Here is a 23,908-nt window from a genome sequence, read left to right on the forward strand (position 1 = left end):
GCGGCGGATGATATGGAGGGGGGCATGAAACGCCTCCTCGCAGTCACCAGCACCCTGGCCCTCGCCACCGCCTGCGGCAATGACAATCCGCCCGCCCCCAAGGCGGAGTGTCAGCTCGAGGCCATCGACTTGTCCGCCTGCCAGCTTTCGAGCCTCGCGGGCGTACAACCCGAGGGCATCTGGAACCTCAACATCAACCTCAACGACGGTTCCGGTGCCGCGGCCGCCATGCGGTTGTCGGGAGGGGGCAGCAACACCCAGATGCTGCTGGGCGTCCCCGCCACGGAGCGGCAGTCCACGCCGGAGTCGTTCTTCCTGGCCAGCGAGTACCAGCAGGGCACCGGCGCCTCCGCCGTGACAATTCGCTTCGCCGCGGCCGGGTGTTCCTCGAGCGGGCCCGGGCAGATGTCCGGCATCTTCCGGCGCTGCGCCAACGGCGCCACGGACATGCGAGGCACCTTTGAGGCCGTCCGGGTGGCTCGCCGCGCGGATGAGGCGGAGGCGTCCGGCGTGGAGCTGGTCGGCGAAGTGCGCCTGGCGGATGCCACCGTCACCAACGTCGCGGTGGCTCACGGCCACGCCTACGTGACGGCGGGGGCCAAGGGCCTCTTCATCCTCGACCTGAGCGACCCCGCCCAGCCCCGTCAGGTGAACAAGTCGGAGCCCTCCGACGACTTCTTCACGGACGCGCTGGTGAACGGGAACACGCTCTACGTGGGCAGCCGCCGCAGCGGCGTCATCGTGTTCGACATCACCAACCCGGCCTCGCCCGTGCGCCTGCGCTCCGTGCCCGAGTCCGTGGTGGAGGTGAACGACCTCGCGCTGGACGGCGACGTCCTGTACGCGGCCTCCCCCCTGCCCAACTCGGAGGTGTACATCTACGACGTGGCCACGCCCGCGGAGCCCAAGCAGCTCTGGCGGTACTTCGTGGAGGGCGCCGAGCGGCTGGCGGGGGAGGTCCCCCTGCACGTGGCGGCGATGGGCGGCCGGCTCTACGTGAGCAACTGGTCCTTCGGCCTCACCGTGTCGGACGTCACCACGCCGTCGAAGCCCAAGCTGCTGGGCCGCTTCGCCAACGCCTCCTCGAGCGCCACGGCGGTGGGCATGGTGGGGGACCGCCCCTACGCCTTCGACGCGGGTGAGGACTGGGGCGCGTACCTGAGCGTGCTGGACGTGAGCGCCCCGGCGACGGTGTCCCGGACGGGCGAGTTCCGGACGCGCCCCGAGGTGTCCGTCCGCGCGGTGGCCTTCGCCGGGACGAAGGTCTACCTGGCCTATGGCCAGGACGGCCTGCGCATCGTGGACGTGTCCGTCCCGAGCGCGCCCCAGCAGGTGGGGTACTACAACACCTGGCGGGAGACGGACCCGGGCCACGGCGTGGCGTTCCTGGAGGGCCTGAGCAAGGTGCACGTGCCGGGGGACGGCTACGTGTACGCGACGGATTCCTCGCGCGGGCTCCTCATCTTCCGCGAGACGGCGGAGTAGGCTGTCGGAATGAGCGACACCCCGACGCGGCCCTGCGACCGGTGCCAGACGCTGCCTTCCAGCGCGGAGGGCGCCGGGCGCCTGTTCCTATGGAGTCCCGTGGGGCACGCTCAGGGCCGGCTGGTGTCCTTGCTCCGGGAGACGCGGCACGAGGTCCAGGTTCGCGCCGAGGCCCAATGCGTCGCGGTGTGGGTGCCGGAGGCGGCGCTGTCGCCCCTGGTCTCGAGCCTGGTGGCCGCGCTCTCGCAGGAGGAGGCGCGGGCCACCCGGGTGCTGTTCGTCCCGGGTGAGGCGGAGCCGGGGCTGGGGGACTACCCCCGCGTGGGCTCGCTCCAGCGGCTCGCCACGCGCACGCGGGCGGGGTGGCTGGTGGACCTGCTGGCCGAGCAGCGGCTCACCACGCACTTCCAGCCCATCGTCCATGCGCGGGACACCGGCCGCATCTTCGCGCACGAGGCGCTGATGCGGGGGCTGGAGCCGGACGGCGCGCTGGTGTCGCCCGGGCGGATGATGCAGACGGCGCGGGACGCGGACCTGCTGTTCCAGTTGGACCTGGCCGCGCGCACCACGGCCATCCGGCAGGCGGTGCGGCACGGGCTGGACACGCACCTGTTCGTGAACTTCACGCCCACGGCCATCTACGACGCTTCGTACTGTCTGCGCTCCACGGTGGAGGCCATCCACGCGGCGGGGATCGAGCCGCGGCGGGTGGTGTTCGAAATCATCGAGACGGACCAGACCGCCGACGCGGAGCACCTGCGCGCCATCGTGGACTTCTACCGCAAGGCGGGGTTCCAGGTGGCGCTGGACGACCTGGGGGCGGGGTTCTCGTCCCTGAACCTCATCCACCGGCTGCGGCCGGACATCATCAAGCTGGACATGGAGCTGGTGCGCGACGTCCACCTGGACCCGTACAAGGGCTCCATCGTGGAGAAGCTCCTGGAGATTGCGCGGACGCTGGGCATCCGCACCGTGGCGGAGGGCATCGAGACGCACGAGGAGCTGCACTGGGTGCGTGCCCACGGGGTGGACTTCGTGCAGGGCTATCTCATCGCGAAGCCGCAGAGCCCTCCCGTGGGGTTGACGCCGACGTTCGTGGAGTGAGCCGGGCGCTCACGGATTGAGCATGACGTTGCCCGTGGCCTGCCGCCCGAGGCTCGCGGCGCGCGTGAGGCTCAGCTCGACGCCGGCGTCCTGGAGCGCGAGGCGGGCGCCGTAGATGTCGCGGTTGCTGGCGGCGTTGCGAGCGAGGTTGAGCAGCGCGCGCAGGCGCTCGGCGTGGACGACGACGCTCCCCTGGCCGTCCTCGGCCGCGCTGTCGCGGATGTCGGCGAACGCGGCGTCCGCGATGTCGAGCGCGTTCTCCACGTCGGTTTCACCCTGCTCCAGGGCGGTGTCCGCCGCGAGCATCCACTGGCCGGCCGTCTGTATCTGGGCGAGCCGGTCCTGGCGTGCCTGCTCCACGTCGATGGCGCGCTCGCCGAGGTTGTCCACTTGCAGTTGCACGGCCTGGTTGCGCACAGTGAGGTCCGCGTCGCGCTCGTCGAGCTGCGTCTCGAGCTGGTTCACGCGCTCGCGAAGCTGCTCCATCTGCTGCGCGGGCGTCGGCGTGGCGGGGGCCCCCGCGCCGCCTGTCCCGGTGGTGTTCACGGGCGCCACGGTGGGTGGATTTCCAATGGGCTCGGAGCGGCCGATGGGCTCCGAGCGGCCAATGGGCTCGGAGCGGCCGATGGGCTCGGAGCCGCCAATGAAGGTGGGGCCGGCGCTGGGCGTCACCGGGGCAGGGGAGGCCGCGGCGCCCGTCGCGCCCGCGCCGCCCGTTCCCACCTGGCCGGTGGTCCCCTGCGGAGGCTGTGCCGTCTGGGCGCCAAGGGTCCCCTGGTCCGAGCCTGTGTCACCGGGCGCCTGCTGGATGCCAGTTCCTGCTCCGCTGAGGTCCTGCTGGCCAGGAGTTCCTGTGCTCGCGTCCGTACCACTCATGTCCTGCGAGCCCACGGTGCCGGAGCCGCCAGTGCCCGTGCCGCTGAGGTCCTGCTGGCCCACGGAGCCGGAGCTGCCAGTGTCCGTGCCGCCGAGGTCCTGCTGCCCGCTGGTGCCAGTGTTTCCGACGCTCGTGCCGGTGCCGCTCAAGTCTTGAGCGCCCACGGTGCCCGTGCCGCCGAGGTCCTGCTGCCCGCTGGTGCCAGTGCCTCCCGTGCCGTTGAGGTCCTGCTGGCCCGTCGTGCTCGTGTCGCTCGTCGCGCCAGCGGTCTCCTGACCCGTCACGGTACCGACGGCATCGTCCTGCTGGCCGCTGCCACCCGTCGCGGCCTGCTGCTCCTGCTGCAACTCCTCCAGAGGCGAGGGAATCGGCTGATAGGTCTGCGCGGCCTCCTCGGCGGCGACCTGCCCTGTGGTCGGTGGTGGCGCGCCGTCAGGCAGCACTGGCGTCAGCACGAAGCTGTTCAGCGACGCATCCCCCGTGGCCTCGTACACATAGCCCGGGGGAGGCCGCAGGCCGTCAATCTCCTCCGCGGACTGCTGCCTCGCGTCCTGGAGCGCCGCGGCGGCCGGGTCCCGAATGGAAGGGTCCTCGGGCGGAATGATGACCGGCTCGCTCGGCGACTGGCCGAGGCTCAACCCCGCGGCGATGGCGATCCAAAGGCGCATGGGAAAAAATCTGTCCATCCGTCATGCCCTGGACACCCCGGCTGCCTGTGCGGCGCCCGGAGGGCCGCTCGCGGGGCGGGCATCCTTGACCCGCCCGCCAGAGCGCCCGGAAACACCAAGGGCCGTGCCCCCGAAGCAGGGGAGCACGGCCCTCCTTCACCTCGGTCCGCCTCGACGGCCTCAGATGCTGATTCGAAGCCCGGCCCCCAACTGGAACGTCGGCGCGGGCACGGAGAAGGCCGGTACCGGCTGCTCGTCGATGACGAGCCCTTCCGGCACGTCGAACCCGAGCCGGAACTCGCCGCCGCGCCGTCCGTAGTTCACGGAGCCATACGCCTCCACCGTGAGGTACGTGAGCGCCCGGTGCATCACGTTGAGCCGCGTGGTGAACGAGCGGTCCGACAGGTTGCCCAGCGTGAAGAGGTTGAACGACGTCCGCTCCAGCGACCCGGGCCGGTCCAGGAACACGTACGCGGCGCCGTAGTGCCGCCCCAGGTAGAGCGGGTTGAAGGCGTCCTTCAGCAGCAGGTACGGGTACCCGAACGAGCCCGTGTAGCCCGTGGAGTTGAAGAAGTACTCCACGCCCAGCACGGCCAGGTCATTGTCTCCATAGGCGAAGCTGTAGGTCGCGCCCGCCGTCACCTGCGGCGTGAGCCCCGACGGGATGTACGCCTCCACCTGGACACCGTCCTGCACGATGTCCTCCAGCGTCGTCCCCTCCGGGATGCGGTACAGCGGCCGGTCGGTGCCTTCCTTCAGCGCCACCTCGCCGTAGATGTCCAGTGGACCCAGCGGCGTGGACAGGTCCAGGCCGAAGCGGGGCCGGCGGCCGTTCTGCACCACCGCGCTGGCGCCCAGCTCCGCTGGCCCCACCAGCACTTCCGTGCGCAGGGCGCCGCCCAGGCGGCCCAGCCGGTTGACCGGGTCATTGCCGCCGGCCTGGGACGTGGGGCTGCCGCTCGGGTCGGTGATGGCGCCCACGTCCGTGCCCAGGTCGTCCATGACGAGGATGCCGTAGAAGTTCCAGCCCTTCGACTCCCAGGGCACGTGCATCTTCAGCATGGACACGCCGGTGCGCAGGTCCACGAAGGCCAGCGGATCCCTGCGCTGGGGGGACAGGAAGTCGGTGGGGTTCCAGATCTGCCCCGTGCCCCACTTCACATGCTGCTTGCCCACGGTGAAGAACACCGTGCGCTCCAGGTCGAAGCGCAGCCACGCCTGGTCCAACAGCACGCGCGGGTTCGCCGGGGAGGTCTCCGTGGCCCGCGGCGGCATGGCCGGGTCGTAGTTCAAGCGGCCCACGACGAAGCCGCGGATCCGGTCCGACGGGCGCGCGTCCAGGTAGCCGTCCACCAGCGTGGGCGCGGAGAAGGACGTCTGGCGGAGCGAGGTGTCCTCGCTGCCCGCCATGAAGCCGCGCAGGTAGAACTGACCGCCAATCTTCAGCGGATCATCAATCACGTCCTCGGTGTCGAAGGCGCTCTGGGTGGCCGGGCCGTTCAGCACGTCCGCGTCCCGGTCCCCGGACGCCTCGGTCAACGGCGGCTGCCGCTCCGCCGCGCCCCCCGTGGTGCCCGGGTCCACGTCCGCCGCCGCCTCCGAGCCGTCCCCTCCGAAGAGGGCGTCCTCGTCGGGCCGGCTCGGATCTTCCTCCGCGGGCGCCTCTTCCTGCCCGCCGCCGAAGAGGGCGTCCTCGTCGGGCCGGTCCTCGGACTGGGCCCAGGCGGGCGCGCTGGTGAGGGCCGCGGACAGCACCACGGCCAGGGTGCGCGTGCGGGGGCTCATCGGCTCTTGCTCTCGAGCCAGGCCTTGGTGAAGAGGTTGGCCTCCAGCGACCGCAGGTCCACCGTCTTGATGAGGATGGTGGTGGAGTTGCCCTTCTCGATTTCGTCGTAGATGCGCATCTCCTCGGGCACCCAGACGTCGCCCTTCTTGGACTCGCTGAACATCTTCTTCCAGCGAGGGTAGAGCGCCGTGCGCATCTTCCGGCCGGACAGCGCGTACTCCTCCTGCTTGAGGAGGTTGCCGGACGCCTTGTCCACCCAGAGCTTGAGGACGGGGTAGGCCACGTCCACGCCCGGCTTGACCTTCAGCGTCAGGACATGGGCCGTGTACTTGCCCAGCTTCGCCTCGCCCTCGTAGGACGGGTCATACTCCTCGGCCAGCCGCGACTCGTCGAAGTCCGCGCGGCGGCTGTCGGTGCCAGCGATGCGCTCGCGCTCGGTGCGGCGCTCCCAGCGGCCCACGTTGGGGTCGTAGTTCCAGAGGTTCTTGTCCAGGCGCAGGTAGCCCTTGCCGGCCTCCGCCTTGGGCTTGGTGAAGAGCATCATCAGCTTGTCGTCCGCGTCGCGGCGGTAGACGACCAGCTCGTAGACGAGGTCCGCCTTCCCCTTCTCCTTCTGCTCCAGGTAGACCATCGCCTTGTAGTCGCCGCCGTTGCGCTGGCGGTCGTCGATGGTCGCCAGCAGCTTCACCTGCTCGGCCTGCTCCAGGGCGAGCGCGGCCGGCGCGGACAGCAGCGACACGGCCAGGGCCGCGGCGGACAGCATGTTCATGAGGCGCATGGGTTCACCCGATGTGGTGCATCGCCGTCACCGGCTTGAGCCGCGCGGCGAGGAAGGAGGGGATGAGCGAAATGGCGGTGGTGCATGCGGTGATGAAGGCCATGGCACCCAGGATGGACGAGGCGTGGACGGCCAGATTCAACGTGTCCGACATGATGAAGACGGCCACCACCTCCGGGACGTGCACCGCGGAGGCGTTGACGGCCAGGCACACCGTCAGCCCCACCGCCGCGCCCGCCAGCGTGCCCAACAGGCCCAGCAGCAGCGCCTCGAAGACGAACATCAGCAGCACGCGCGTGCGCTGCATGCCAATGGCGCGCAGGGTGCCAATCTCCCGGGTGCGCTCCCGGATGGCGATCCACAGCGTGTTCATGATGCCCACGCCGATGATGACCATCAGCACGAAGATGAGCACCCCGGTGAGGCTGTTGAGCGCGGTGAGCGTCCAGGTGATGAAGGAGATTTCGTCCTCCCAGTTCGTGATGTCCAGCCGCTGGCCCGTCCAGGCCTCGCGGTTGACCGTCTCGAACTTCATGAAGAACGCGCGCGGGTCGTGGTCCATCACCGTGTGGCCCGCGGCCGCCAGCGTCTGGCGCAGCCGCGCGTGCACCACCGGCACCTGGTCGAGGTCCTTGAGGTAGAGCAGCAGCGCGCCCGTCGTGTCCGCCTTGAACTGGTACAGCGAGCGCAGCGTGTCGGAGGGCACGAAGATGCCGAAGTCGCTCAGCATGCCCATGTCGGCCGCGATGGCCACCACGCGCGCGTCCACCGTGTTGCTGGCGCCCCGCAGCGTCTGGGCGGCCAGCGTCACGGATTCGCCGACCCGGACGTCCAGCTTCTTCGCCTGCTTCTCGAAGAGCAGCACGGTGTTGGGCTCGGTCAGCGCGTCCAGCGAGCCCGCGCGAAGCTGCAGCACCTGGCGCAGGCCCGGCTCGGACCGCACGTCGATGCCGCCCACGCCCACCTGCATGGAGGACGTCTCGCTCACCAGCTTGAGCCAGCCCCGGCCGCGCTGCACGGCGAAGTCCAGCTCCGGCACGTCCTTGCGGATCTGCTCCAGGATGGCCGGGTAGCCCGTGACGACGGGCGCCGCCTGGCCCGCCGTCACCTTGTAGAAGCCCGCCACGTTGACGTGGCCGGTGGACAGGGTGGTGGCCGAGCGCAGCATCGACTCCTTCATGCCCGTGGACAGGCCCATGAGGATGACGAGCAGCGCGGTGACGCTGGCGATGGCGCCGCCCAGCAGCAGGGTGCGCTTGCGGTGCGTGCCGAGGTTGCGGAATGCGATGAGGAAGAGCTGGAGCATGTTCTCACTCGTCCGTCTGCATCGCCTGGAGGGGCGAGACCCGGGTCGCGAGGAACGCGGGATAGAGGGTGGAGATGGCGGAGACGCCCAGGACGATGACGAAGGCCGCCACCAGGTTGCTGGCGCTCAGCGTGGGGAAGAGCCGGGGGCCGGAGAAGAAGAAGTAGAGCGCTTCGTTGCCCGCGGGGATGCCGGCGCTGTTGAGCATGGCCATGATGCCGCTGCCCACCAGGGAGCCCGCGGCGCCGAACACCAGCCCCAGCACCAGCGTCTCCACCAGCACCATGCCCAGGATGAAGGAGCGCTGCGCGCCAATGGCCCGCATCGTCCCCACCTCGCGCACGCGCTGCATGGTGGCCATCATCATGGCGTTGTTGATGATGACCAGCGCCACCACGAAGATGATGAAGACGGCGAAGTAGAGCACCAGCTTCCCGAGCAGCACGAACTGCCCGATGATGCCCGCCGCCTCCTGCCAGGACACCACGCGCAGCTTCAGGCCCGCGTCCTTCGCGGCCTGCCGCAGCTCCGCCATGGTCTGCTCCAGTTGCTCGCCGTCCTTGAGCATCACCGCCGCGCTCAGCGCCACGCCCTGCTCGATCTCCTGCTGGGTGTAGACGCGCTGGAGCAGGTTCTCCCGCGTGAGCGCGCCCGTGTCGCCGGTGAAGGCGGCCTGCTCGTCCACCTCGGTGGAGGTGGCCTCCGCCACCAGCTCGTGGTCGCTGCCCTCGCCGAAGAGGGCCTCCTCGGCCTCGTCCCGGCTGAGGGCCTCCACGCCGCTCTGCTTCTGGATTTCCGCCAGCTCCGCCTTCTTGTCCGCGGTCAGGTAGCCGTACAAGTCCCGGAAGGACATCAGGTCCATCAGGCTCAGCGCGCCGGCCATGGCGGACTTCTCCAGGCCCTTGAACTGGTAGGTGCCGTAGACCTTCACGTTGACGCTCTGCATGTAGCCGGTGCGGGTGAAGGCGGTGATGGTGAGCACGTCCCCCATGCGCAGCCGGTAGAGCTCCAGCAGCGGCGCCAGCTCCGAATAGAACTGGGCGTAGCGGGTGTCGAAGTTGGCGTCGTCGACGGTGAAGAACCGCGTGAGCAGCTTGTCCAGCGCGGGCTCCTGGCTGCCCAGCAGCTTCTGCAGCCGCGCCACCATCTTCCGCGTCTTGACGGGGTCCAACTGGAAGATGATCTCCCGCGTCTGGGTCTGGTTCTCCTTCACCCAGCGCTGCAGGTCCGGGTCGGTGGCGATGCTCTTCTGGTTGAGGTCCCGCTCCTGCTTGATGTGGTCCATGCGGAGCGCGGACTTCATCTTCAGGAACTCCTCGTAGAAGAACTTGGACAGCAGCATGCCGCGCTGCCCGGTGGGCACCGGCTGCCCGTCGACAATCTCCATGCGGTCGAAGGTGCGCTGGAAGGCGTCCAGGTCCGTGCCGGCGTAGCGCAGCTCCAGCATGTCCCCGTCCGGAATCTGGGGGGCGATGCGGTTCTCCAGCAGCTCCAGCGAGGCGTAGGGGTCCTCCTCGAAGGCGTCCCAGAACGCGGCGGTGCGCGCCAGGGCGAGCGCCTCCACCTCGGCGGGGTCCTTCTGGGCGCCGCCCAGCTCCTGCTCGCTCCTGGCCGTCTGCTCGGCCATCAGGTCGACCATCTGCCGGACGTGGCCCTTCACGCTGTCGATGCTCTCGCGCAGCTCGGGCGTCTCACCGGACTCGTCGCGCTGCTTGTAGAGCGCGCGCAGGTTGGACAGCGTCAGGTCCACCGTGTTGCCGGAGGTGATGATGGCGCCGCTGGTGCCCAGGGGCACCACCGTCTTCACGTTGGGGTGCTTCTCCAGGAAGGGCTTGAGCTGGCTGAAGTCGTCCAGCGCCGCCAGGTCCGGCTCGCCGCTCATGCTGCCGTAGAGGGCCAGCGGGTCCTTGGAGTCGTCCGAGTAGACCTGGATGTGGCCCGCGACGCTGCCGATGATGCTGCGGCTCATCGCGCTGTCCATGCTGTCCATCAGCGCCCCGCCCACCACCACGAGCAGGGTGCCGAAGAAGATGATGCCGCCGATGAGCAGGTTGATCTTGCTGGAGAACAGGTTGCGGAAGGCCACCTGCAACAGCAACCGGAGCTGTCCCATGTCAGTGGCCTCCAGTGGCCATGACGCGGCTGGCCTCGGCGGCGCTGATGCGGTCCAGGAACTTGCCGTCCGCCAGCCGCACCACCGCGTTGGCGTGGCTCATCACCTTCGCGTCGTGGGTGGAGAAGATGAAGGTGGTGCCCTCCTTCTGGTTGAGCTCCTTCATCAGGTCGATGATGTTCTGACCCGTCACCGAGTCCAGGTTGGCCGTGGGCTCGTCGGCGAGCACCAACTGGGGCCGCGTGACGAGCGCGCGCGCCACGGCCACGCGCTGGCGCTGGCCGCCGGACAGCTCGTTGGGCCGGTGCCTGGCGTGGTTGGCCAGGCCCACCTGCTCCAGGAGCTGCATCACCCGCTCGCGGCGCTGGGCCTTGTCCAGCTTGCGCTGGAGCAGCAGGGGGAACTCCACGTTCTGGAAGACGCTGAGCACCTGCACCAGGTTGAAGCTCTGGAAGATGAAGCCGATGGTGTGCAGGCGCAGGTGGGTGAGCTGGCGCTCCGTGAGCTGCTTGGTGTCCTGCCCGGCCACCCGCACCACGCCGCCGGTGGCGGTGTCCACGCAGCCGATGAGGTTCAGCAGCGTCGTCTTGCCGCTGCCGGAAGGCCCGGCGATGGAGATGAACTCACCGGCGTGCACCTCCAGGTCCACGCCCCGGAGCGCGGGGACGACCACCTTCCCCAGGGTGTAGTCCTTGGTCACGTTCGCGATGGAGACGATGGGGGCCTGCGAAGCGGCGGGATTCATGTGGTACGTCCTTTCGAAGTCCTGGCGGGGCGTGGCGGACGGGGAGCACGCGCCGCGCGCCACCGCTCGGCGATGCCGGAGAGCTCGTTCCTGTAGAAATCACAGAAAGCTGACGCTTCTCGCAAGTGACGATTTCCCGCGAGCTGCGGAACGGTGAGGGCGTCGGCGCAGATGCGGGCGAAGGCGCTGAGCGAATCCTCCACGACGCGCAGCTTGCCTTCCCAGCCCTGGGAATGGATGACGTAGTAGTGCTGCCGGTCTCCGGGAACGCTGGCCGGTTCCACCAGGTCCAGCTCCGCGCAGGCGCGGAGGTTGGTGGACACCGAGGCCGCGCTCACCTTGAGCAGCTCGGCGATGCGTTTGTTCGACAGGGGCTCGCCCGCGAGCATCAGCAGCGCGTAGATGCGCCCGCCGATGCGCGTGCCCCCTTGCCGCTCGAAGTACAGCCCCATCGATTCGATGAAGCGGTGCTCCGCGGCGCCCAGCTCCTTCATGCCCGCGCTCCGCGCCTTGCCGGGCCATGCGCCCCAGGACGGGGCGCTGAGCGGCCGGCTCGGTGGGCAGGCATTTAGGCGGTGGTCATCGTTCAGTCAATACTGAATGAACTGTACGACGATGCAGGCATGACGGCGCCAGGGCCCGCGGCCGGCTGACGGCCACGGGCCCTGAAGTCCCCATGATGGGGTCCGGGTCTGTCATGCGCGCGAGTGCGTCATCAGTACGTGTCGGGCGAGGTGCTGGAGCCCGTGTCCGGGTTCAGGGTGCTGTCGTCCCCGGCGCCACCGGTGCCCTCGGGCTGCTCCAGGCCGGAGCCGCCCATGTCGCTGTCCTGGTTGATGGAGGAGTCCGGCGTCAGCGTGGAGTCACCGGCGCCGCCCGTGCCAGAGAGCGAGATGCTCTTGGCGACGTTCTTGGTCTCCTTCACCTGGTAGCTGGCGCGAATCTCCTGGCCGGGGCGCAGGTCCTTGGCCTTCTTCAGGGACGGGTCGCTGAAGGTGGTGCTGCGGTCGACCTCCAGGGGGACCACCGCGCCTTGCATGTCGACGAAGATCTTGTCGCTCTCCGCCTTCACCACGCGGCCGTTGAGCTCCTTCTGGCCCATGTTGGCCTGCTGGCCCATGGTGCCGGAGCCGCCCATGCCGGGCTCTTGGGGCGTGGTCGTCGTCTCGCGCTCAATCGTGGTGGTGTCCTGCTGGATTTCCGTCTGGCCCACCTGGCCCGAGCCACCCTGTGCCGCCGAGGAGTCCTTCGGCTTGTTCTCATCATTGTTGGCCAGGGCGGTACCGGTTCCAAGCATGGCGATGGTGGCGAAGACGCCAACGAGCTTCTTCATGGAGATTCTCCTTGGTTGTTTTGAGTGGGCGGAGGCGGCGACGTCCTCCGTTGGAGAAAACCTAGGTGCGCTCGCGGAACCGGACAGGGCTTGGTCACCCCCCTGCTGGAATGCCTGTTCGCTCTCCGGCCGGTGGTCCGGGGGCCGCGCGTCCTTGGGGAAGAAGGGAGCGCCTTGAAGGTGCCGGGCTTTTTCCTTACCGTCGGGGGCCCAGCGCCCACTGGCCAGCCTGGCTGGTGGCCCGACAGGAGACCGCCTCCGCAATGCCCCCCACCGCCAAGCCGTCACAGACCGCGCAGGACCTGCCCGCGCCCTCGTTTCCCGCCATCGAGTCGCTGCTCGAGGCGGCCTCCGTGGAAGAGGTCCGTGGCTTCTTCGAGGGCGTGAAGACGGGCCTCACCGAGCTCAAGGGCCCCAAGGTGGAGCAGGGCAAGAAGGCCCAGGCCGCCATTGGCCGCGCGGAGGAGCTGCTGGAGATGCTGGTGGAGACCCGCGAGCGGCTGATCGCCGAGTCCAAGGGGGGCAAGGGCCGGAAATGACGGTGGTTTCGCCCCGGGAGGCTCTTTTTTTCCGGGGTCAGGCAACCGGCGGGGCCCCCCGCCGATAATGCAAGAGAGAGCATCCTGAGCATCGGTGATCTCTGACCTTTCCGCTGGAAGCAGCGCCTGGAGGAAGCAATGGCGAAGATCGACAACATGATGGGCCCGAACGTTCGTCTCTCGACCAACGTCACGACGGCGCGGCAGACGCCGGACACCGGTTTCGGCGCGCGGCTTCACAACGGTCTCAACAGCGCCGCCAGCGCCGTGGGCACCGGCGTGGGCGCGATGGCGGGCATGGTCCCCGGCGGGCAGATCGTCTCCGCGGCCGTCTCCTCGATGCACACCTTCTCCTCGACGGGCGGCTCCGGCATGGGCGCGCCGTACGCGGGCGTGATGAACACCGCGGTGGGCGCGAACCTGAGCGGCGCGGTGGCGCCGGCCGGCGGCGGCGTCGTCGCGGGCGGCGGCCTGGGTGGCGCGGTGGCCGGCTCCGGCTCGCCGCTGGGCCTGGGCGCGCAGGGCACCGGCAGCACCACGGATACCGTCAACGGCAATTTCTCGCTGAACAAGATGGCCGAGGAGAACTCCAAGCTCCTGAACCTGCAGGCCGCCATCCAGCAGGAGTCGCAGACTTTCACCGCGATCTCGAACGTGATGAAGTCGCGCAACGATACGGTGAAGAACTCCATCACCAACCTTCGCTAACCACGGGCGTCGCCCCAGGGAGCGTCAATGGCGGATACCTCGGAGATTTCGAACAGCCTCGTCCCGCTCGGACGCCAGCAGGCCAGGGTCCTGCTGGAGGCCGGCTACCTGTGGCTCGACATGGGCCACTTCGACAAGGCGAAGGAGATCTTCTCCGGGGCGGCCGCGCTGATGCCCCGGAGCGAGGTGCCCCAGCTCGCGCTGGGCGCGGTGGAGTTCTCGCAGGGCCGTCATGACAAGGCCCTGCAGGCCTACCGCGTCGCGCAGCGCCTGGCCCCGCAGTCCGCGCTCCCGCGGGCGCATGCGGGCGAGGCGCTGCTGTTCATGGGGAAGGTTCCCGAGGCGCTCAAGGAGCTGAAGGCCGCCATGGACCTGGACCCGGACGGCGATGGTGCCCGCCTGGCGCAGTCCCTCATCCAGGCCAAGGAGGCGGGAGTCCTGCCTCCGGCGAAGACGTAGGACGGAGGTCACGGCGATGGCTGTCGGCGGTGTCGGACGAGGCGGTGGGAAGGGCCGCGCGGGTGGCGCGAAGGGCCCAGCCGGCGCGGCGCCGGCGGGTGGCGCCAGCTTTGGCGGCCGGGTGGACCGGACGGAGTCTCTTGTCGGGCCCTCGGGTCTGGTAGGCTCCAGCAATGTCCAGGGCCCCCAGGCCGCGGATCCAGTGGCCTCCCAGGCGGTGGCCATTGCCCGGAAGCTGAAGAACGGGGGCTTCAAGAGCAAGGAAGAGGCGACGCAGGCCCTGGTCGCCGAAGTCCTGAAGGAGAAGCTCCGCATGAAGTCTTCTTCCCTCACCACCAAGATTGCAGACGCGCTCCAGGATGATCCGCGGCTGAATCAGGTCCTCGAGCGGCTGTGGTCTAAGGCCGAGTGAGCGGCGCTTGGCTCTGGGCGACGACAGGAAGGTCATCCTCGAGAAGTACGGCCCCTACGTCCGGTCGCTGGCCGCGACCGTGCGCAAGCAGTTCAATGCCCAGTTGGAGCTGGATGAGCTGCTGGCCTACGGCCAGATAGGCCTGCTGGAGGCCGCCGAGCGGTTCGACCCGAAGGTCGGGGCCAACTTCCTCACCTTCGCGCACTACCGCATCAAGGGCGCCATCTTCGACGGGCTTCGGAAGATGGGCGTGCTGCGGGGTTCGGATGCCCGCAGCGCCTATGTGGGAGAGCGGGCGGCGGCGTATCTGGGAAATCTTTCGGATCGTGAGGCCGGAGCAGGCAACCGCGGCAGCTCATTCGACGATGATGTGAATGACATCTCGGATGCGGTGACGGGGTTGGCGATGGTCTTCGCCACCAGCATCGAAGGCGCGGACACGGCGGGTTACACCGACGAGTCGCTCCCCGTCGACATCCGGTTGGAGCAGGAGCAGCTGAAGACGCGGGTGCGGGCGGCGATCGAGAAGCTCCCGGAGAAGGAGCGCAAGCTCCTGATGGGGTACTACTTCCAGGGAAGGACGCTGGAAGAGGCGGGAGCGGAGATAGGACAGTCGAAGAGCTGGGCGTCGCGGCTGCATGCGCGAGCAATCGACCGGCTCAAGGAACTCTTGAACGAGGAGGAGGAGCTTCCTCCTCCTCCGATGGATGCAAGGAGGGTCTCACATGGCGGGTCCGATGGCCGGAGTCTCCGCGGCGCAGGTCGCCCAGCAGAAGCTGCAGGATCAGGGCGCTCAGCAGACGAACAAGCAGGGCGCGTCGAAGTTCGACGGAGTTCTCGCTGACAAGGCGCAGGGCGCCGGTCAGGTGGACGCGACCCAGCAGGTGAACAAGGCCCAGGCGGCGCAGGCCACCCAGCGCACGGACGCGGTGCGTCAGGTGGAGACCGTCACCAAGACGGAGAAGGCCGCCCTCAACAAGGTGCGCGGCGCCCAGGAGTCGGTGACGACGAAGGCCGCCGAGCCGGTGACGGCCAAGGCCGAGGCGTCCAAGTCCTCCAAGGTCGGCGACATGATGCAGCAGATCGTCGGTGACCTGGAGAAGGGCCAGGTCAACCTGGACTCCATCATCAAGCGGGCCTCCAGCGGCAAGGCGTTCTCCAACGCGGAGCTGCTGTCGCTCCAGGCCTCCATGTACCAGTACACGCAGCAGCTCGACCTGACGAGCAAGGTCGTGGAGAAGGCGACCACGGGCCTGAAGGACGTCGTCAAGACCCAGGTGTAGTCCCAACCCCGGTCCCCGGCGGCGCGTCCTCAGAAGGGCGGTCCCTCCCTCGGCAAGCGGGAGGGGGCGCCCTTCCGCGTTTTTCGGGGGCCTAGTAAGCTCCGACCCGCCCATGATTCGCCGACCGCACGCGTTCGCCGCCCCGCTTCTTGCCCTCCTCTTCCTGACGGGCTGTCACATCGAGCTCCAGCACGCGCTGAGCGAGGCGGACGCCAACGAAATCTACGTCCTCCTCAGCAAGAACGGCATCACCGCCAAGAAGGAAAAGGAGGAGGGCGGCAACGAGGTGCGGTTCATGATCACCGTGCCCAAGGCGGACGCCGCGCAGGCCGCGGAGCTGCTCAAGCTCAACTCGCTGCCGCGGCCGGTGGAGAAGGGCCTGGCCCACTTCGCCAAGGGCAGCATGGTGCCCACCGCGACGGAGGAGCGCGCCATGCTCCTCAAGGCGATGGGCGGCGAGGTCTCCAACGCGCTGAATCAGATTGACGGCGTGCTGGAGGCGCGCGCCATCGTGATGATTCCGGAGAACAACGACCTCACGCAGCCGGAGAACAAGCCGATGCCGTCCGCGTCGGTGTTCATCAAGTACCGCCCGGGCGAGGGTGGCAAGCCGCCCATCGACACCGCCGTGGTGCAGCAGTTCGCGGCCACCGCGGTGCCGGAGCTGAAGGCCAGCGCGGTGACGGTGCTGATGACGCAGGCCCTGCCGCCGTCCGCGGAGACGGACGCGGAGAGCCGCCTCCAGGACGTGCTGGGGCTGCGCATGACGGCGGCCAGCGCCAGCCAGTTCAAGGTCATGTTCGCGGGCGCCTTCGTGCTGGTGCTGGCGATGATGGGCCTGACGCTGTGGACCTTCATGCGGGGAGGGACCAGCACGGCGCCGGCCCCGCGCTCGGGAGCCCGCGCCCGCGGCCGTCCTCCCGAGGCCTGACGTCATGGCCCCTCACGGTGGGGCTTCCCTCCTTCTCCCAGCGGGCGTCCGTGGGGCCCGCGAGGTGACGTTTGGACTCGTTCTTCACCTCGCTCAACAAGCGCCAGAGCATGCTGCTCCTCACGGCCGTGACGTTCTGCGGCCAGGAGAGCCTCGGGGCCTTGGAGCACCTTCCTGAAGAGGAGGGGGCGCTCCTGCGCCATCGCGCGCAGGAGCTGCTGCAGATTCCGCGCGAGAAGCGCATTCCGGCGCTGGTGCAGGAAATCAAGCGGCTGGTGAAGGACCGCCGCGGTCAGCTCTGGAGCGCGGAGCCGGAGCGGCTGGCCGCGCTGCTGCAACGCGAGCGGGGCGCGCTGGTGGAGGTGGTGCTGCGCGCGCTGCCGGGCACGCTGGCGGAGGCGGTGCGGGCCCACCTGCCGCCCTCGCGCGTGAAGCTGACCCGCGAGGTGCGTCCGCAGGTCCTGGACATCGTCCGGTGGAAGCTGGAGGAGCTGCTCGCGCGCGAGGTCGCGGGGCAGCAGGCCGCGGGCTTCAAGTTCGCGGACGTACTCCAGCTCCAGCAGCGGGAGCTGCTCACCATGTGTGACCGGCTGGGCGCGCGCGTGCTGGGGCCGGCCCTGGCGGGGCTCCCCGACGCGGAGCGCGAGGCGCTGCTGGAGCAGCTTCCGCCGGACCTGAAGCTGCTGGCCACCAAGGCCGTGGCGGCCAATGCCCCGCGCAAGCTTCCCGAAGTGGACGCGAAGGCCCAGTTGGAGCCGCACGAGGGGCTGACGCGGCCCACGGTGACGCTGCGCAGCGCGGGGGCCCAGCGGCTGGCGCGCGCGTGCGTGGCGCAGTCGCCGGAGTTCGCCGCGCGCATGCTGGAGAAGTACCGCGGAGAGTTTGGCAGCCTGCTGGCGAAGTGGGTGCGCGAGGAGCGCGTGCGGCCCACCGCGCGGGGCGACGGCGGCCGGACCGACATCGTGATGGACCTGGAGCGGCTGGCGTCTCGGGGGCTCATCGAGCGGCCGGTGCGTCTGGCGACACCGCCGCCGCCGCGCCAGTCCGCCGTGCTGCCTCCGCCGCCTGGTGCCCGGAAGGCCGCCGCCGCGGCGGCTCCCGCGGCCAAGGCGGCGCCGGCTGCAGCGGAGCCGGGCCGGGATGTGCCGACGCGGCCTCCGGTCCGTGGGCAGGTCCCTGGCGCGGGGCGGCAGGGCGTGGGGCGGCAGGGCGCGGGCGCGCCAGCCCGTCGGGACTTCATGGCGGAGCGCGCCGCGAGGAGCGCCGGGGTGGTGTCCTCGCGTGAGCCGTCACGCGTGGCCACGCCGGCGAAGCGGCAGGATGGCTCCGCGGTCCAGCGTGCGCTGGCACGTCGTGAGCCGGTGAACGCCGGAGGCGCGGGCGCTCGCCGTGAAGGCAACGGCCCTGACACGCGGCCGCCTCGGGCGGATCCAGAGGGCGCGCGCATCGGCCCGCCTCCGTCCCGGCTGGGGCAGCGGGGGGCCCGGTCTCGGCCGCAGGAGCCCGATACGTTGTCGGAGCGTGAGCGCGCTCGCGTGGCTGAGGGCTCCCGGGTGCACGCGCGCTCCGCGGAGGAGCGCGCCCGCGTGGCGGAAGGCTCGCGCGTTCATTCCAGCGTCCCGGACGAGCGCGCCCGCATGGCGGAGGGCTCGCGCGTCCACTCAAGCGTTCCGGACGAGCGCGCCCGCGTCGCGGAGGGCTCGCGCGTCCACTCCGGCGTCCCGGACGAGCGTTCGCGCGTGGCCGAGGGCTCCCGGGTGCACGCGCGCTCCGCGGAGGAGCGCTCCCGCGTGGCGGAAGGCTCGCGCGTTCATTCCAGCGTCCCAGACGAGCGCTCCCGGGTGGCGGAAGGCTCGCGCGTTCATTCCAGCGTCCCCGACGAGCGCTCCCGGGTGGCGGAAGGCTCGCGTGTACATTCGGGTGCTTCGGACGAGCGCTCGCGCGTGGCCGAAGGCTCCAGAGTCCAGGGCGCCCCGGACGAGCGTTCCCGGGTCGCCGGGGGCTCCCGGGTCCAGGCGCGTCCCGGGGACGAGCGTTCCCGGGTCGCGTCGCGGGTGCAGCAGCGCCCGGACGCGGAGCCGCCCCGGGCCGCTCGCATGAAGCTCAAGGCGGGGGACCCGGACCGGGAGGACTCGGAGGTCTCCCGGGTGTTCCGCTCCCGCTCGTCCGGTGCCCAGGGGGGCGGACGGCCCCTGCCCTCCGAGTCGCAGAAGGAGCCGGAGCGCCCTCCCCGGGTGCTGGTGGGCCGGGCCATCACCTCGCCGTCCCTGGCGCCCATGCCCAAGCCCCGGGGGGAGGGGACGTCCGTCCAGCGCCGGCCCCGCTCTCCGTCGGGGACCGACCGGCCGGTGCCTCCTGGTGCAGGGGGACGTGGACCCAAGGGCGGAACGCGCTAGCATCCGGCCCGCAAGGAGCGGCCCATGGCGATCGGCAAGGTGATTCGAGGTGATGGGACGGCGGAGCCGGCGCACGCGCCCGAGCGCCCCGTGCTGCGGCCTCCCCGCGCGGGAGTGATGAACGCCGAGGTCTTCGAGGCCCGTCAGGGGGCCTCGGCCATCCTGGAGGAGGCCCAGCGCGAGAAGGAGCGCATCCTCGCGGAGGCGCAGCGCGAGCGTGAAGAGCTCCTCGCCAAGACGCGCGAGCAGGGCCGTCAGGAGGGCCTGGCGCAGGCCACCGAGATCATCCTCCGCGCGAAGATGCAGGCGGGGGAGGTGCTGGGCGGCCACGAGCAGGACGTCATCGCCCTGTCGCTCAAGGTGGCGGAGAAGATCATCGGCCGGAGCCTGGAGAAGGACCCGGAGCTGATGGTGGAGCTGTGCGCCTCCGCCATCGAGAACCTGCGCAGCGCCCGCTCCATGGTCCTGCGGGTCCACCCGAAGACGGCCGCCGTGCTCCGCGCGAAGAAGCCCGTCCTGATGGAGCTCATCGGCCGCGCGGTGGACTTGGCCATCAAGGAGGACCCCGAGGTGGCCCCCGTGGGCTGCATCGTCCAGACGGAGTTCGGCACCGTGGACGCGCAGCTCCCCACGCAGCTCGAGATGCTCCAGAACGTCCTGCTGCCGGACACCGCCCGCAAGGAAGGGCCGGCCTAGGCCGGAGCGTCCAGGGACCCGCCCATGGCCATTGACCTCTCGCGGTACTTTGACCTCATCAAGGAAGCCCAGGTCGTGCGCGTGCGCGGCCGCGTCACGGAGCTGACGGGCCTCATCATCAAGGCCAGCGTGCCCAACGTCCGCGTGGGCGAGCTGGTGCTCATCAAGAGCCGCAACCGCGGCGCGGTGAAGGCGGAGGTCGTGGGCTTCCAGGGGGATGAGGTGATGCTCATGCCCCTGGGCGAGCTGCAGGGCATCGGCCCGGACAGCGAGGTCATCCCCACGGGCCGGCCGCTGAGCATCAAGTGCGGCGAGGCGCTCCTGGGCCGCGTGCTCAACGGCATCGGCGAGCCCATGGACGGCCAGCCCCTGCCGGAGGAGGGCCTCATCGAATGGTCCGTGGACCGCGACTGCCCGGACCCCTTCACGCGCCAGCGCATCGAGCGGCCGCTGCCCCTGGGGGTGCGCTGCATCGACGGCCTGCTCACGGTGGGCGAAGGCCAGCGCGTGGGCCTCTTCGCCGGCTCCGGCGTCGGTAAGTCCACCCTGATGGGGCAGATTGCCCGGAACACCCAGGCGGACCTCTGCGTGGTGGCGCTCATCGGCGAGCGTGGCCGCGAAGTGCGCGAGTTCATCGAGGACGCCATGGGCGAGGAGGGCATGAAGCGCTCCGTGCTGGTGTGCGCCACCTCCGACCAGCCCAGCCTCGTGCGCCTGCGCGCCGCCTATGTGGCCACCGCCATCGCCGAGTACTTCCGCGAGCGCGGCGGCAACGTGCTCTTCATGCTGGACACGGTGACGCGTCTGGCGCGCGCCCAGCGTGAGATTGGCCTCGCCGTGGGCGAGCCCCCGGCCCGTCAGGGCTACCCGCCGAGCGTGTTCTCCATGCTGCCGCGCATCCTGGAGCGCACGGGCAACTCGGAGAAGGGCAAGTGCACCGCCATCTACACCTGCCTCGTGGCCGGCGGTGACATGGAAGAGCCCATCGCCGACGAGGTCCGCGGTATTCTCGACGGCCACTTCATCCTCAACCGCGCCCTGGGTGAGCGCAACCAGTGGCCGGCCATGGACGTGCTCGCCAGCCTCAGCCGTGTGATGAGCGGCATCGTCTCCAAGGACCACAAGAAGGCGGCGGGACGGCTGCGCGAACTGCTCTCCACGTATGAGAAGCAGCGCGACCTCATCCTCCTGGGGGCCTACCAGTACGGGACGGATCCCCGCACGGATCAGGCCATCGACAAGTACGACGCCATCATCGACTTCCTCAAGCAGGACACCCACTCCAACTCCGCCTTCGAGGACACGGTGTCCCAGCTCATCGCCCTGTTCGACGAGTAAGGTGCCCGCCAGGGGTGCGCGGCGGGGATTCCGGGTTAGGATGGGGCCAACATGCCCCCGTACCGGTTGCAGGCCCTGCAGGACATGCGCGCCCGGGCCAAGGAAGAGGCGGAGCAGGCCTTTTCCTCCGCCATCAAGGCGCTGGAGAAGGAGAAGGCGGAGCTCCAGCGGCTCATCGACGAGCTGGAGCTGCGCAAGCGCGAGCGGAAGGCGAAGGTGGCCGCCTACCTGAAGGAGGTCATGTTCAAGGGCGCCGGCATCAACGGCATGAACATGATGAACCGCTTCGAGGAGCGCCTGAAGGACGAGGAGGCGCAGGTGGCGCTGGAGGTGGAGCGCCAGCGGGAGGCCGTCAAGGTGGCCGAGCGCCTGGTGGAGCAGCGGCGGCGGGAGATGGCGGACGCGGCCAAGGAGCTGAAGGCCATCGAGAAGCACCGCGAGAACTGGCAGAAGCAGGTGAAGTACGAGCGGCAACAGCGTGAGGAGCTGAACCAGGAGGAGATTGGCAACGCCTTGTTCCTGGCGCGTCAGCGCAAGTAACCTGCGCCCTCCCCAACCCCCTGGAATGACGTCATGAGCCGAGTCGACGACGATCGCGAAGCAGCGCGCCTGGCCGAGCGCCTCCTCCAGGAGAAGAAGCTCGCCGAGGGCCAGGCCAAGAAGCGCCAGGAGGGGGCCTCCGCCTTCCAACGGCTGATGCAGCAGACCCAGCAGCCGCCTCCGCCGCCGGGCCCGGCCCCCGCGCCGCCGCAGCAGCAGGGAGGGCTGGCGCGCGCCGTCCTCGCGCGGGCCACGCAGGAGGGCAAGACGTTCGGCGAGCGGGTGCAGAAGGAGACGCAGCCCGGCCTGAAGGAGCTGGCCCAGCCGCAGACCCAGGGCCAGGCGCAGGTCCAGTCCTCGGAGGCGCGGGGCGGCTCGCGCGCGTCGGACGCCCGGGAGACGCGGCGCGCCGACGAGAAGAAGACCACCGAGAGCCGGGAGAAGGACCTGGGCAAGGCGGAGTCCTCCCTGGGCCAGGTCAACTCCGAGCGAGGCGCCGCCATCCGCGCGGACGCCGACGCGGGCGGCGGCAAGGGCAGCGGGGGCGGCGGCAAGGACAAGAAGGACGGCGGGGCGGAGGCCATGGGCCCCGGCTTCCGCTTCAACCCCGCGCTGATGGCGCCGGTGCCCGTGGCCAAGCCCAAGGACACCGCGGGCTCGGAGCGCCTGCGCGCCCTGGCCACCGAAATCGCGCAGAAGATCGTGGACCGCGTCCGCGTGGGCACCAACGCCGCCGGCAACGCGGAGTTCCAGATCGACCTGCGCGGCGACGTGCTCAGCGGCCTGTCCATCAAGGTCAGCGCGCGGAACGGGAAGATTTCGGCCACCTTCAGCGGCAGCAACCGCGAGGTGCTCAAGCAGCTCGAAGGGGCGAGCGAGGGCCTGCGCTCCGCGCTCAGCGGCCGGGGGCTCCGGCTTGAAGACGTCCGCTTCGAGGCGAAGGCATGAGTCTCGAATCCGAGGACGAAGGACCGGGCGTCCACGAGCGCACGATGCTGGTGGACCTGCGCCAGCTCCGGCCTTCGCGCCAGGAAGAGCCGCCGCAGGAATCCCCCGCGTCCCCGGCCCCCGCGGCCCGGCAGGAGGGCGGCTGGCGCCCCTTCGCGTTCCGGAGCCTGGAGAAGGTCTCCCGGGCGCAGGGGCTGCTCGCCGAGCGCCTGCGGTGGCTGACGCCGGCGGATGGCACCGCGGCCGCCGTGGCGGCGCGGCTCAAGGAGCTGTTCGACGCGGAGGTGCGCCTGACGGTGGAGTCCGTCCAGGTGCGGCCCATGGCGGAGCTGCGGCGCTTCCTGGGGGACCCCACCTTCCTGGCGGTGCTCGCGCCCGGGGCGTTGCAGGGCCGGGCGGTGCTGGAGGTGGAGCTGGCGCTGGCGCACGTGGCGGTGGACCTGCTGCTGGGCGGCGCGGGTGAGACGGTGGGCCTGCGGCCGCTGACGGACATTGAGGAGGGCGTGATGGCGTACGTCGTCCTCGAGGGCCTCAAGGTGCTGGCGCCGGGCCTGCAAGCGGCGGTGCCGCGTCCCCGGCTGGACGGCGTGGCCCGGGGCGTGGACGAGGTCTCCGCGCGGCTGGGCGATGACGGCCCCATGCTGGCGGTCCACCTGCACGCGACGCTGGGGCCGCACAGCGGCATGGTGCGGCTGGTTGTGCCCGCGGCGGTGCTGGACGCGGCCGAGCCGGCGGTGGAGAGCGCGCAGCGGCGGGCCCGGGGGAAGGCGGACCTGGAGGCCTTCGCGAGCCGGCTGTCGGCGGTGCGGAGCTGGCTGCGCGCGGAGATTGGCTCGGCGGAGATCTCCGGCCAGGACCTGGCGAGCCTGCGGGTGAAGGACGTGTTGCTGTTGGACGCGCTGTCGGCGCGCCCGGACAAGGGTGAGCCGGGCACCGCGCAGCTCCGGGTGGGGAAGGGGACGGCGGGGCGGGCGGACGCGGAGGTGTTCCTCGGCGAGGACGGCCGCTACCGCGCGCGCATCACCGACTTCGTCCAGGGAGAGCCGGGCCACCCGGGCTCGGCGGACGCGGCGAGCGCGGAGCCCGCGGACGAAGAAGAGGACTTCACGAACCCGGAGCTGGACGTACCTCCGGAACTGGAAGGGGCGGCCTTGGACGATGTGAGCAAGCCGGACGGAAGCGACCTGCTCGGAGACGTGCCCCTGCAGATTGCGGTGGAGCTGGCGCGCGTGCCCGTCACCGCGCAGCAGGTGGTGGGGCTGCGCACCGGTCAGGTCATCGAGCTGAACCGCGGGCCGGGCGAGCCGGTGGAGCTGTCCGTCAACGGCAAGGTGGTGGCCCGGGGTGAGCTGGTGGAACTGGAAGGCCAGCTCGGCGTGCGCATCATCACCCTGGCGAGCTGAGCCCCAGGCACCGCAGAGCAGGCGAGCAGGAGCGGCCGTCCGGGCGTGGGCCCGTGGCGG

Annotated in this window: 23 protein-coding genes; 15 read left to right on the top strand and 8 right to left on the bottom strand. The window is 70.3% G+C overall.

Features of this window, described 5'->3' with window-relative positions; translation table 11 throughout:
* Positions 1 to 24: 24 nt before the first annotated feature.
* Together MYMAC_RS11995 and MYMAC_RS12000 are read left to right on the top strand one after the other, a co-directional pair.
* A complete protein-coding gene (locus tag MYMAC_RS11995; RefSeq protein WP_239989500.1) occupies positions 25 to 1,485 on the top strand; it encodes an LVIVD repeat-containing protein in 1,461 nt (486 codons plus the stop codon).
* Between the two features lie 9 nt (positions 1,486 to 1,494).
* Positions 1,495 to 2,589 carry an EAL domain-containing protein gene (locus MYMAC_RS12000; RefSeq protein WP_095958203.1) on the top strand — a complete coding sequence of 365 codons (1,095 nt, stop codon included), beginning with the start codon at positions 1,495 to 1,497 and terminating at the stop codon, positions 2,587 to 2,589.
* A 9-nt stretch (positions 2,590 to 2,598) separates the two neighbouring features.
* On the opposite strand, the gene MYMAC_RS12005 is transcribed toward MYMAC_RS12000, so the two are convergent.
* From MYMAC_RS12005 to MYMAC_RS12040, 8 genes are all read right to left on the bottom strand, one after another.
* Positions 2,599 to 4,134: a hypothetical protein gene (locus MYMAC_RS12005; RefSeq protein WP_095958204.1), complete on the bottom strand. Its 1,536-nt coding sequence runs from the start codon at positions 4,132 to 4,134 to the stop codon at positions 2,599 to 2,601.
* A 180-nt stretch (positions 4,135 to 4,314) separates the two neighbouring features.
* On the bottom strand, positions 4,315 to 5,919 hold the full coding sequence (locus MYMAC_RS12010) for a hypothetical protein (protein ID WP_204817535.1): 1,605 nt from the start codon (positions 5,917 to 5,919) through the stop codon (positions 4,315 to 4,317).
* Positions 5,916 to 6,698: an outer membrane lipoprotein-sorting protein gene (locus tag MYMAC_RS12015; RefSeq protein WP_013939007.1), complete on the bottom strand. Its 783-nt coding sequence runs from the start codon at positions 6,696 to 6,698 to the stop codon at positions 5,916 to 5,918. Before MYMAC_RS12015 ends, MYMAC_RS12010 begins: the two co-directional genes overlap by 4 nt.
* A gap of 4 nt (positions 6,699 to 6,702) precedes the next feature.
* On the bottom strand, positions 6,703 to 8,004 hold the full coding sequence (locus MYMAC_RS12020; protein WP_095958206.1) for an ABC transporter permease: 1,302 nt from the start codon (positions 8,002 to 8,004) through the stop codon (positions 6,703 to 6,705).
* Between the two features lie 4 nt (positions 8,005 to 8,008).
* Complete coding sequence (locus MYMAC_RS12025) at positions 8,009 to 10,117, bottom strand: ABC transporter permease (protein WP_013939009.1); 2,109 nt, start codon at positions 10,115 to 10,117, stop codon at positions 8,009 to 8,011.
* 1 nt (position 10,118) lies between these two features.
* Positions 10,119 to 10,862: an ABC transporter ATP-binding protein gene (locus MYMAC_RS12030; RefSeq protein WP_095958207.1), complete on the bottom strand. Its 744-nt coding sequence runs from the start codon at positions 10,860 to 10,862 to the stop codon at positions 10,119 to 10,121.
* Positions 10,859 to 11,356 carry a GbsR/MarR family transcriptional regulator gene (locus tag MYMAC_RS12035; protein WP_013939011.1) on the bottom strand — a complete coding sequence of 166 codons (498 nt, stop codon included), beginning with the start codon at positions 11,354 to 11,356 and terminating at the stop codon, positions 10,859 to 10,861. The genes MYMAC_RS12030 and MYMAC_RS12035 overlap by 4 nt, the downstream gene beginning before the upstream one ends.
* 221 nt (positions 11,357 to 11,577) lie before the next feature.
* Positions 11,578 to 12,195 carry a hypothetical protein gene (locus MYMAC_RS12040; RefSeq protein ID WP_013939012.1) on the bottom strand — a complete coding sequence of 206 codons (618 nt, stop codon included), beginning with the start codon at positions 12,193 to 12,195 and terminating at the stop codon, positions 11,578 to 11,580.
* 263 nt (positions 12,196 to 12,458) lie between these two features.
* Between MYMAC_RS12040 and MYMAC_RS12045 the strand changes: the two genes are divergently transcribed.
* The 13 genes from MYMAC_RS12045 to sctQ all read left to right on the top strand — a co-directional run bounded on the left by MYMAC_RS12045 (position 12,459) and on the right by sctQ (position 23,848).
* Positions 12,459 to 12,734 (top strand): hypothetical protein, encoded by a 276-nt coding sequence (locus MYMAC_RS12045; protein WP_013939013.1) that lies wholly within the window; start codon positions 12,459 to 12,461, stop codon positions 12,732 to 12,734.
* Between the two features lie 138 nt (positions 12,735 to 12,872).
* Positions 12,873 to 13,442, top strand: a complete 570-nt coding sequence (locus MYMAC_RS12050) for a hypothetical protein (RefSeq protein WP_043710751.1) — start codon at positions 12,873 to 12,875, stop codon at positions 13,440 to 13,442.
* Between the two features lie 27 nt (positions 13,443 to 13,469).
* Positions 13,470 to 13,901 carry a tetratricopeptide repeat protein gene (locus MYMAC_RS12055; RefSeq protein WP_013939015.1) on the top strand — a complete coding sequence of 144 codons (432 nt, stop codon included), beginning with the start codon at positions 13,470 to 13,472 and terminating at the stop codon, positions 13,899 to 13,901.
* A gap of 16 nt (positions 13,902 to 13,917) precedes the next feature.
* Positions 13,918 to 14,313, top strand: coding sequence for a hypothetical protein (locus tag MYMAC_RS12060; RefSeq protein WP_011552511.1), 396 nt, complete (start codon positions 13,918 to 13,920; stop codon positions 14,311 to 14,313).
* Positions 14,314 to 14,320: 7 nt separating this feature from the next.
* Positions 14,321 to 15,157 carry a sigma-70 family RNA polymerase sigma factor gene (locus MYMAC_RS12065; RefSeq protein ID WP_013939017.1) on the top strand — a complete coding sequence of 279 codons (837 nt, stop codon included), beginning with the start codon at positions 14,321 to 14,323 and terminating at the stop codon, positions 15,155 to 15,157.
* Positions 15,158 to 15,179: 22 nt separating this feature from the next.
* The gene (locus MYMAC_RS12070; protein ID WP_013939018.1) at positions 15,180 to 15,596 is read left to right on the top strand and encodes a hypothetical protein; all 417 of its coding nucleotides are present in this window, start codon (positions 15,180 to 15,182) and stop codon (positions 15,594 to 15,596) included.
* 112 nt (positions 15,597 to 15,708) lie between these two features.
* A complete protein-coding gene (locus MYMAC_RS12075) occupies positions 15,709 to 16,527 on the top strand; it encodes a type III secretion protein (RefSeq protein WP_095958208.1) in 819 nt (272 codons plus the stop codon).
* A 71-nt stretch (positions 16,528 to 16,598) separates the two neighbouring features.
* On the top strand, positions 16,599 to 18,923 hold the full coding sequence (locus MYMAC_RS12080) for a hypothetical protein (RefSeq protein ID WP_095958209.1): 2,325 nt from the start codon (positions 16,599 to 16,601) through the stop codon (positions 18,921 to 18,923).
* Between the two features lie 24 nt (positions 18,924 to 18,947).
* The gene (locus MYMAC_RS12085) at positions 18,948 to 19,619 is read left to right on the top strand and encodes a FliH/SctL family protein (protein ID WP_095958210.1); all 672 of its coding nucleotides are present in this window, start codon (positions 18,948 to 18,950) and stop codon (positions 19,617 to 19,619) included.
* 24 nt (positions 19,620 to 19,643) lie between these two features.
* Entirely contained in the window at positions 19,644 to 20,957 is a 1,314-nt protein-coding gene (sctN, locus tag MYMAC_RS12090) for a type III secretion system ATPase SctN (protein ID WP_013939023.1), read from the top strand.
* Between the two features lie 51 nt (positions 20,958 to 21,008).
* The gene (locus MYMAC_RS12095; RefSeq protein ID WP_013939024.1) at positions 21,009 to 21,497 is read left to right on the top strand and encodes a flagellar assembly protein FliH; all 489 of its coding nucleotides are present in this window, start codon (positions 21,009 to 21,011) and stop codon (positions 21,495 to 21,497) included.
* A 33-nt stretch (positions 21,498 to 21,530) separates the two neighbouring features.
* Positions 21,531 to 22,445 (top strand): flagellar hook-length control protein FliK, encoded by a 915-nt coding sequence (locus MYMAC_RS12100; protein WP_095958211.1) that lies wholly within the window; start codon positions 21,531 to 21,533, stop codon positions 22,443 to 22,445.
* Positions 22,442 to 23,848, top strand: coding sequence for a type III secretion system cytoplasmic ring protein SctQ (gene sctQ, locus MYMAC_RS12105; protein ID WP_013939026.1), 1,407 nt, complete (start codon positions 22,442 to 22,444; stop codon positions 23,846 to 23,848). The genes MYMAC_RS12100 and sctQ overlap by 4 nt, the downstream gene beginning before the upstream one ends.
* Positions 23,849 to 23,908 lie beyond the last annotated feature (60 nt).

The sequence above is a fragment of the Corallococcus macrosporus DSM 14697 genome (assembly GCF_002305895.1).
In the GTDB taxonomy this organism is placed as follows: domain Bacteria; phylum Myxococcota; class Myxococcia; order Myxococcales; family Myxococcaceae; genus Myxococcus; species Myxococcus macrosporus.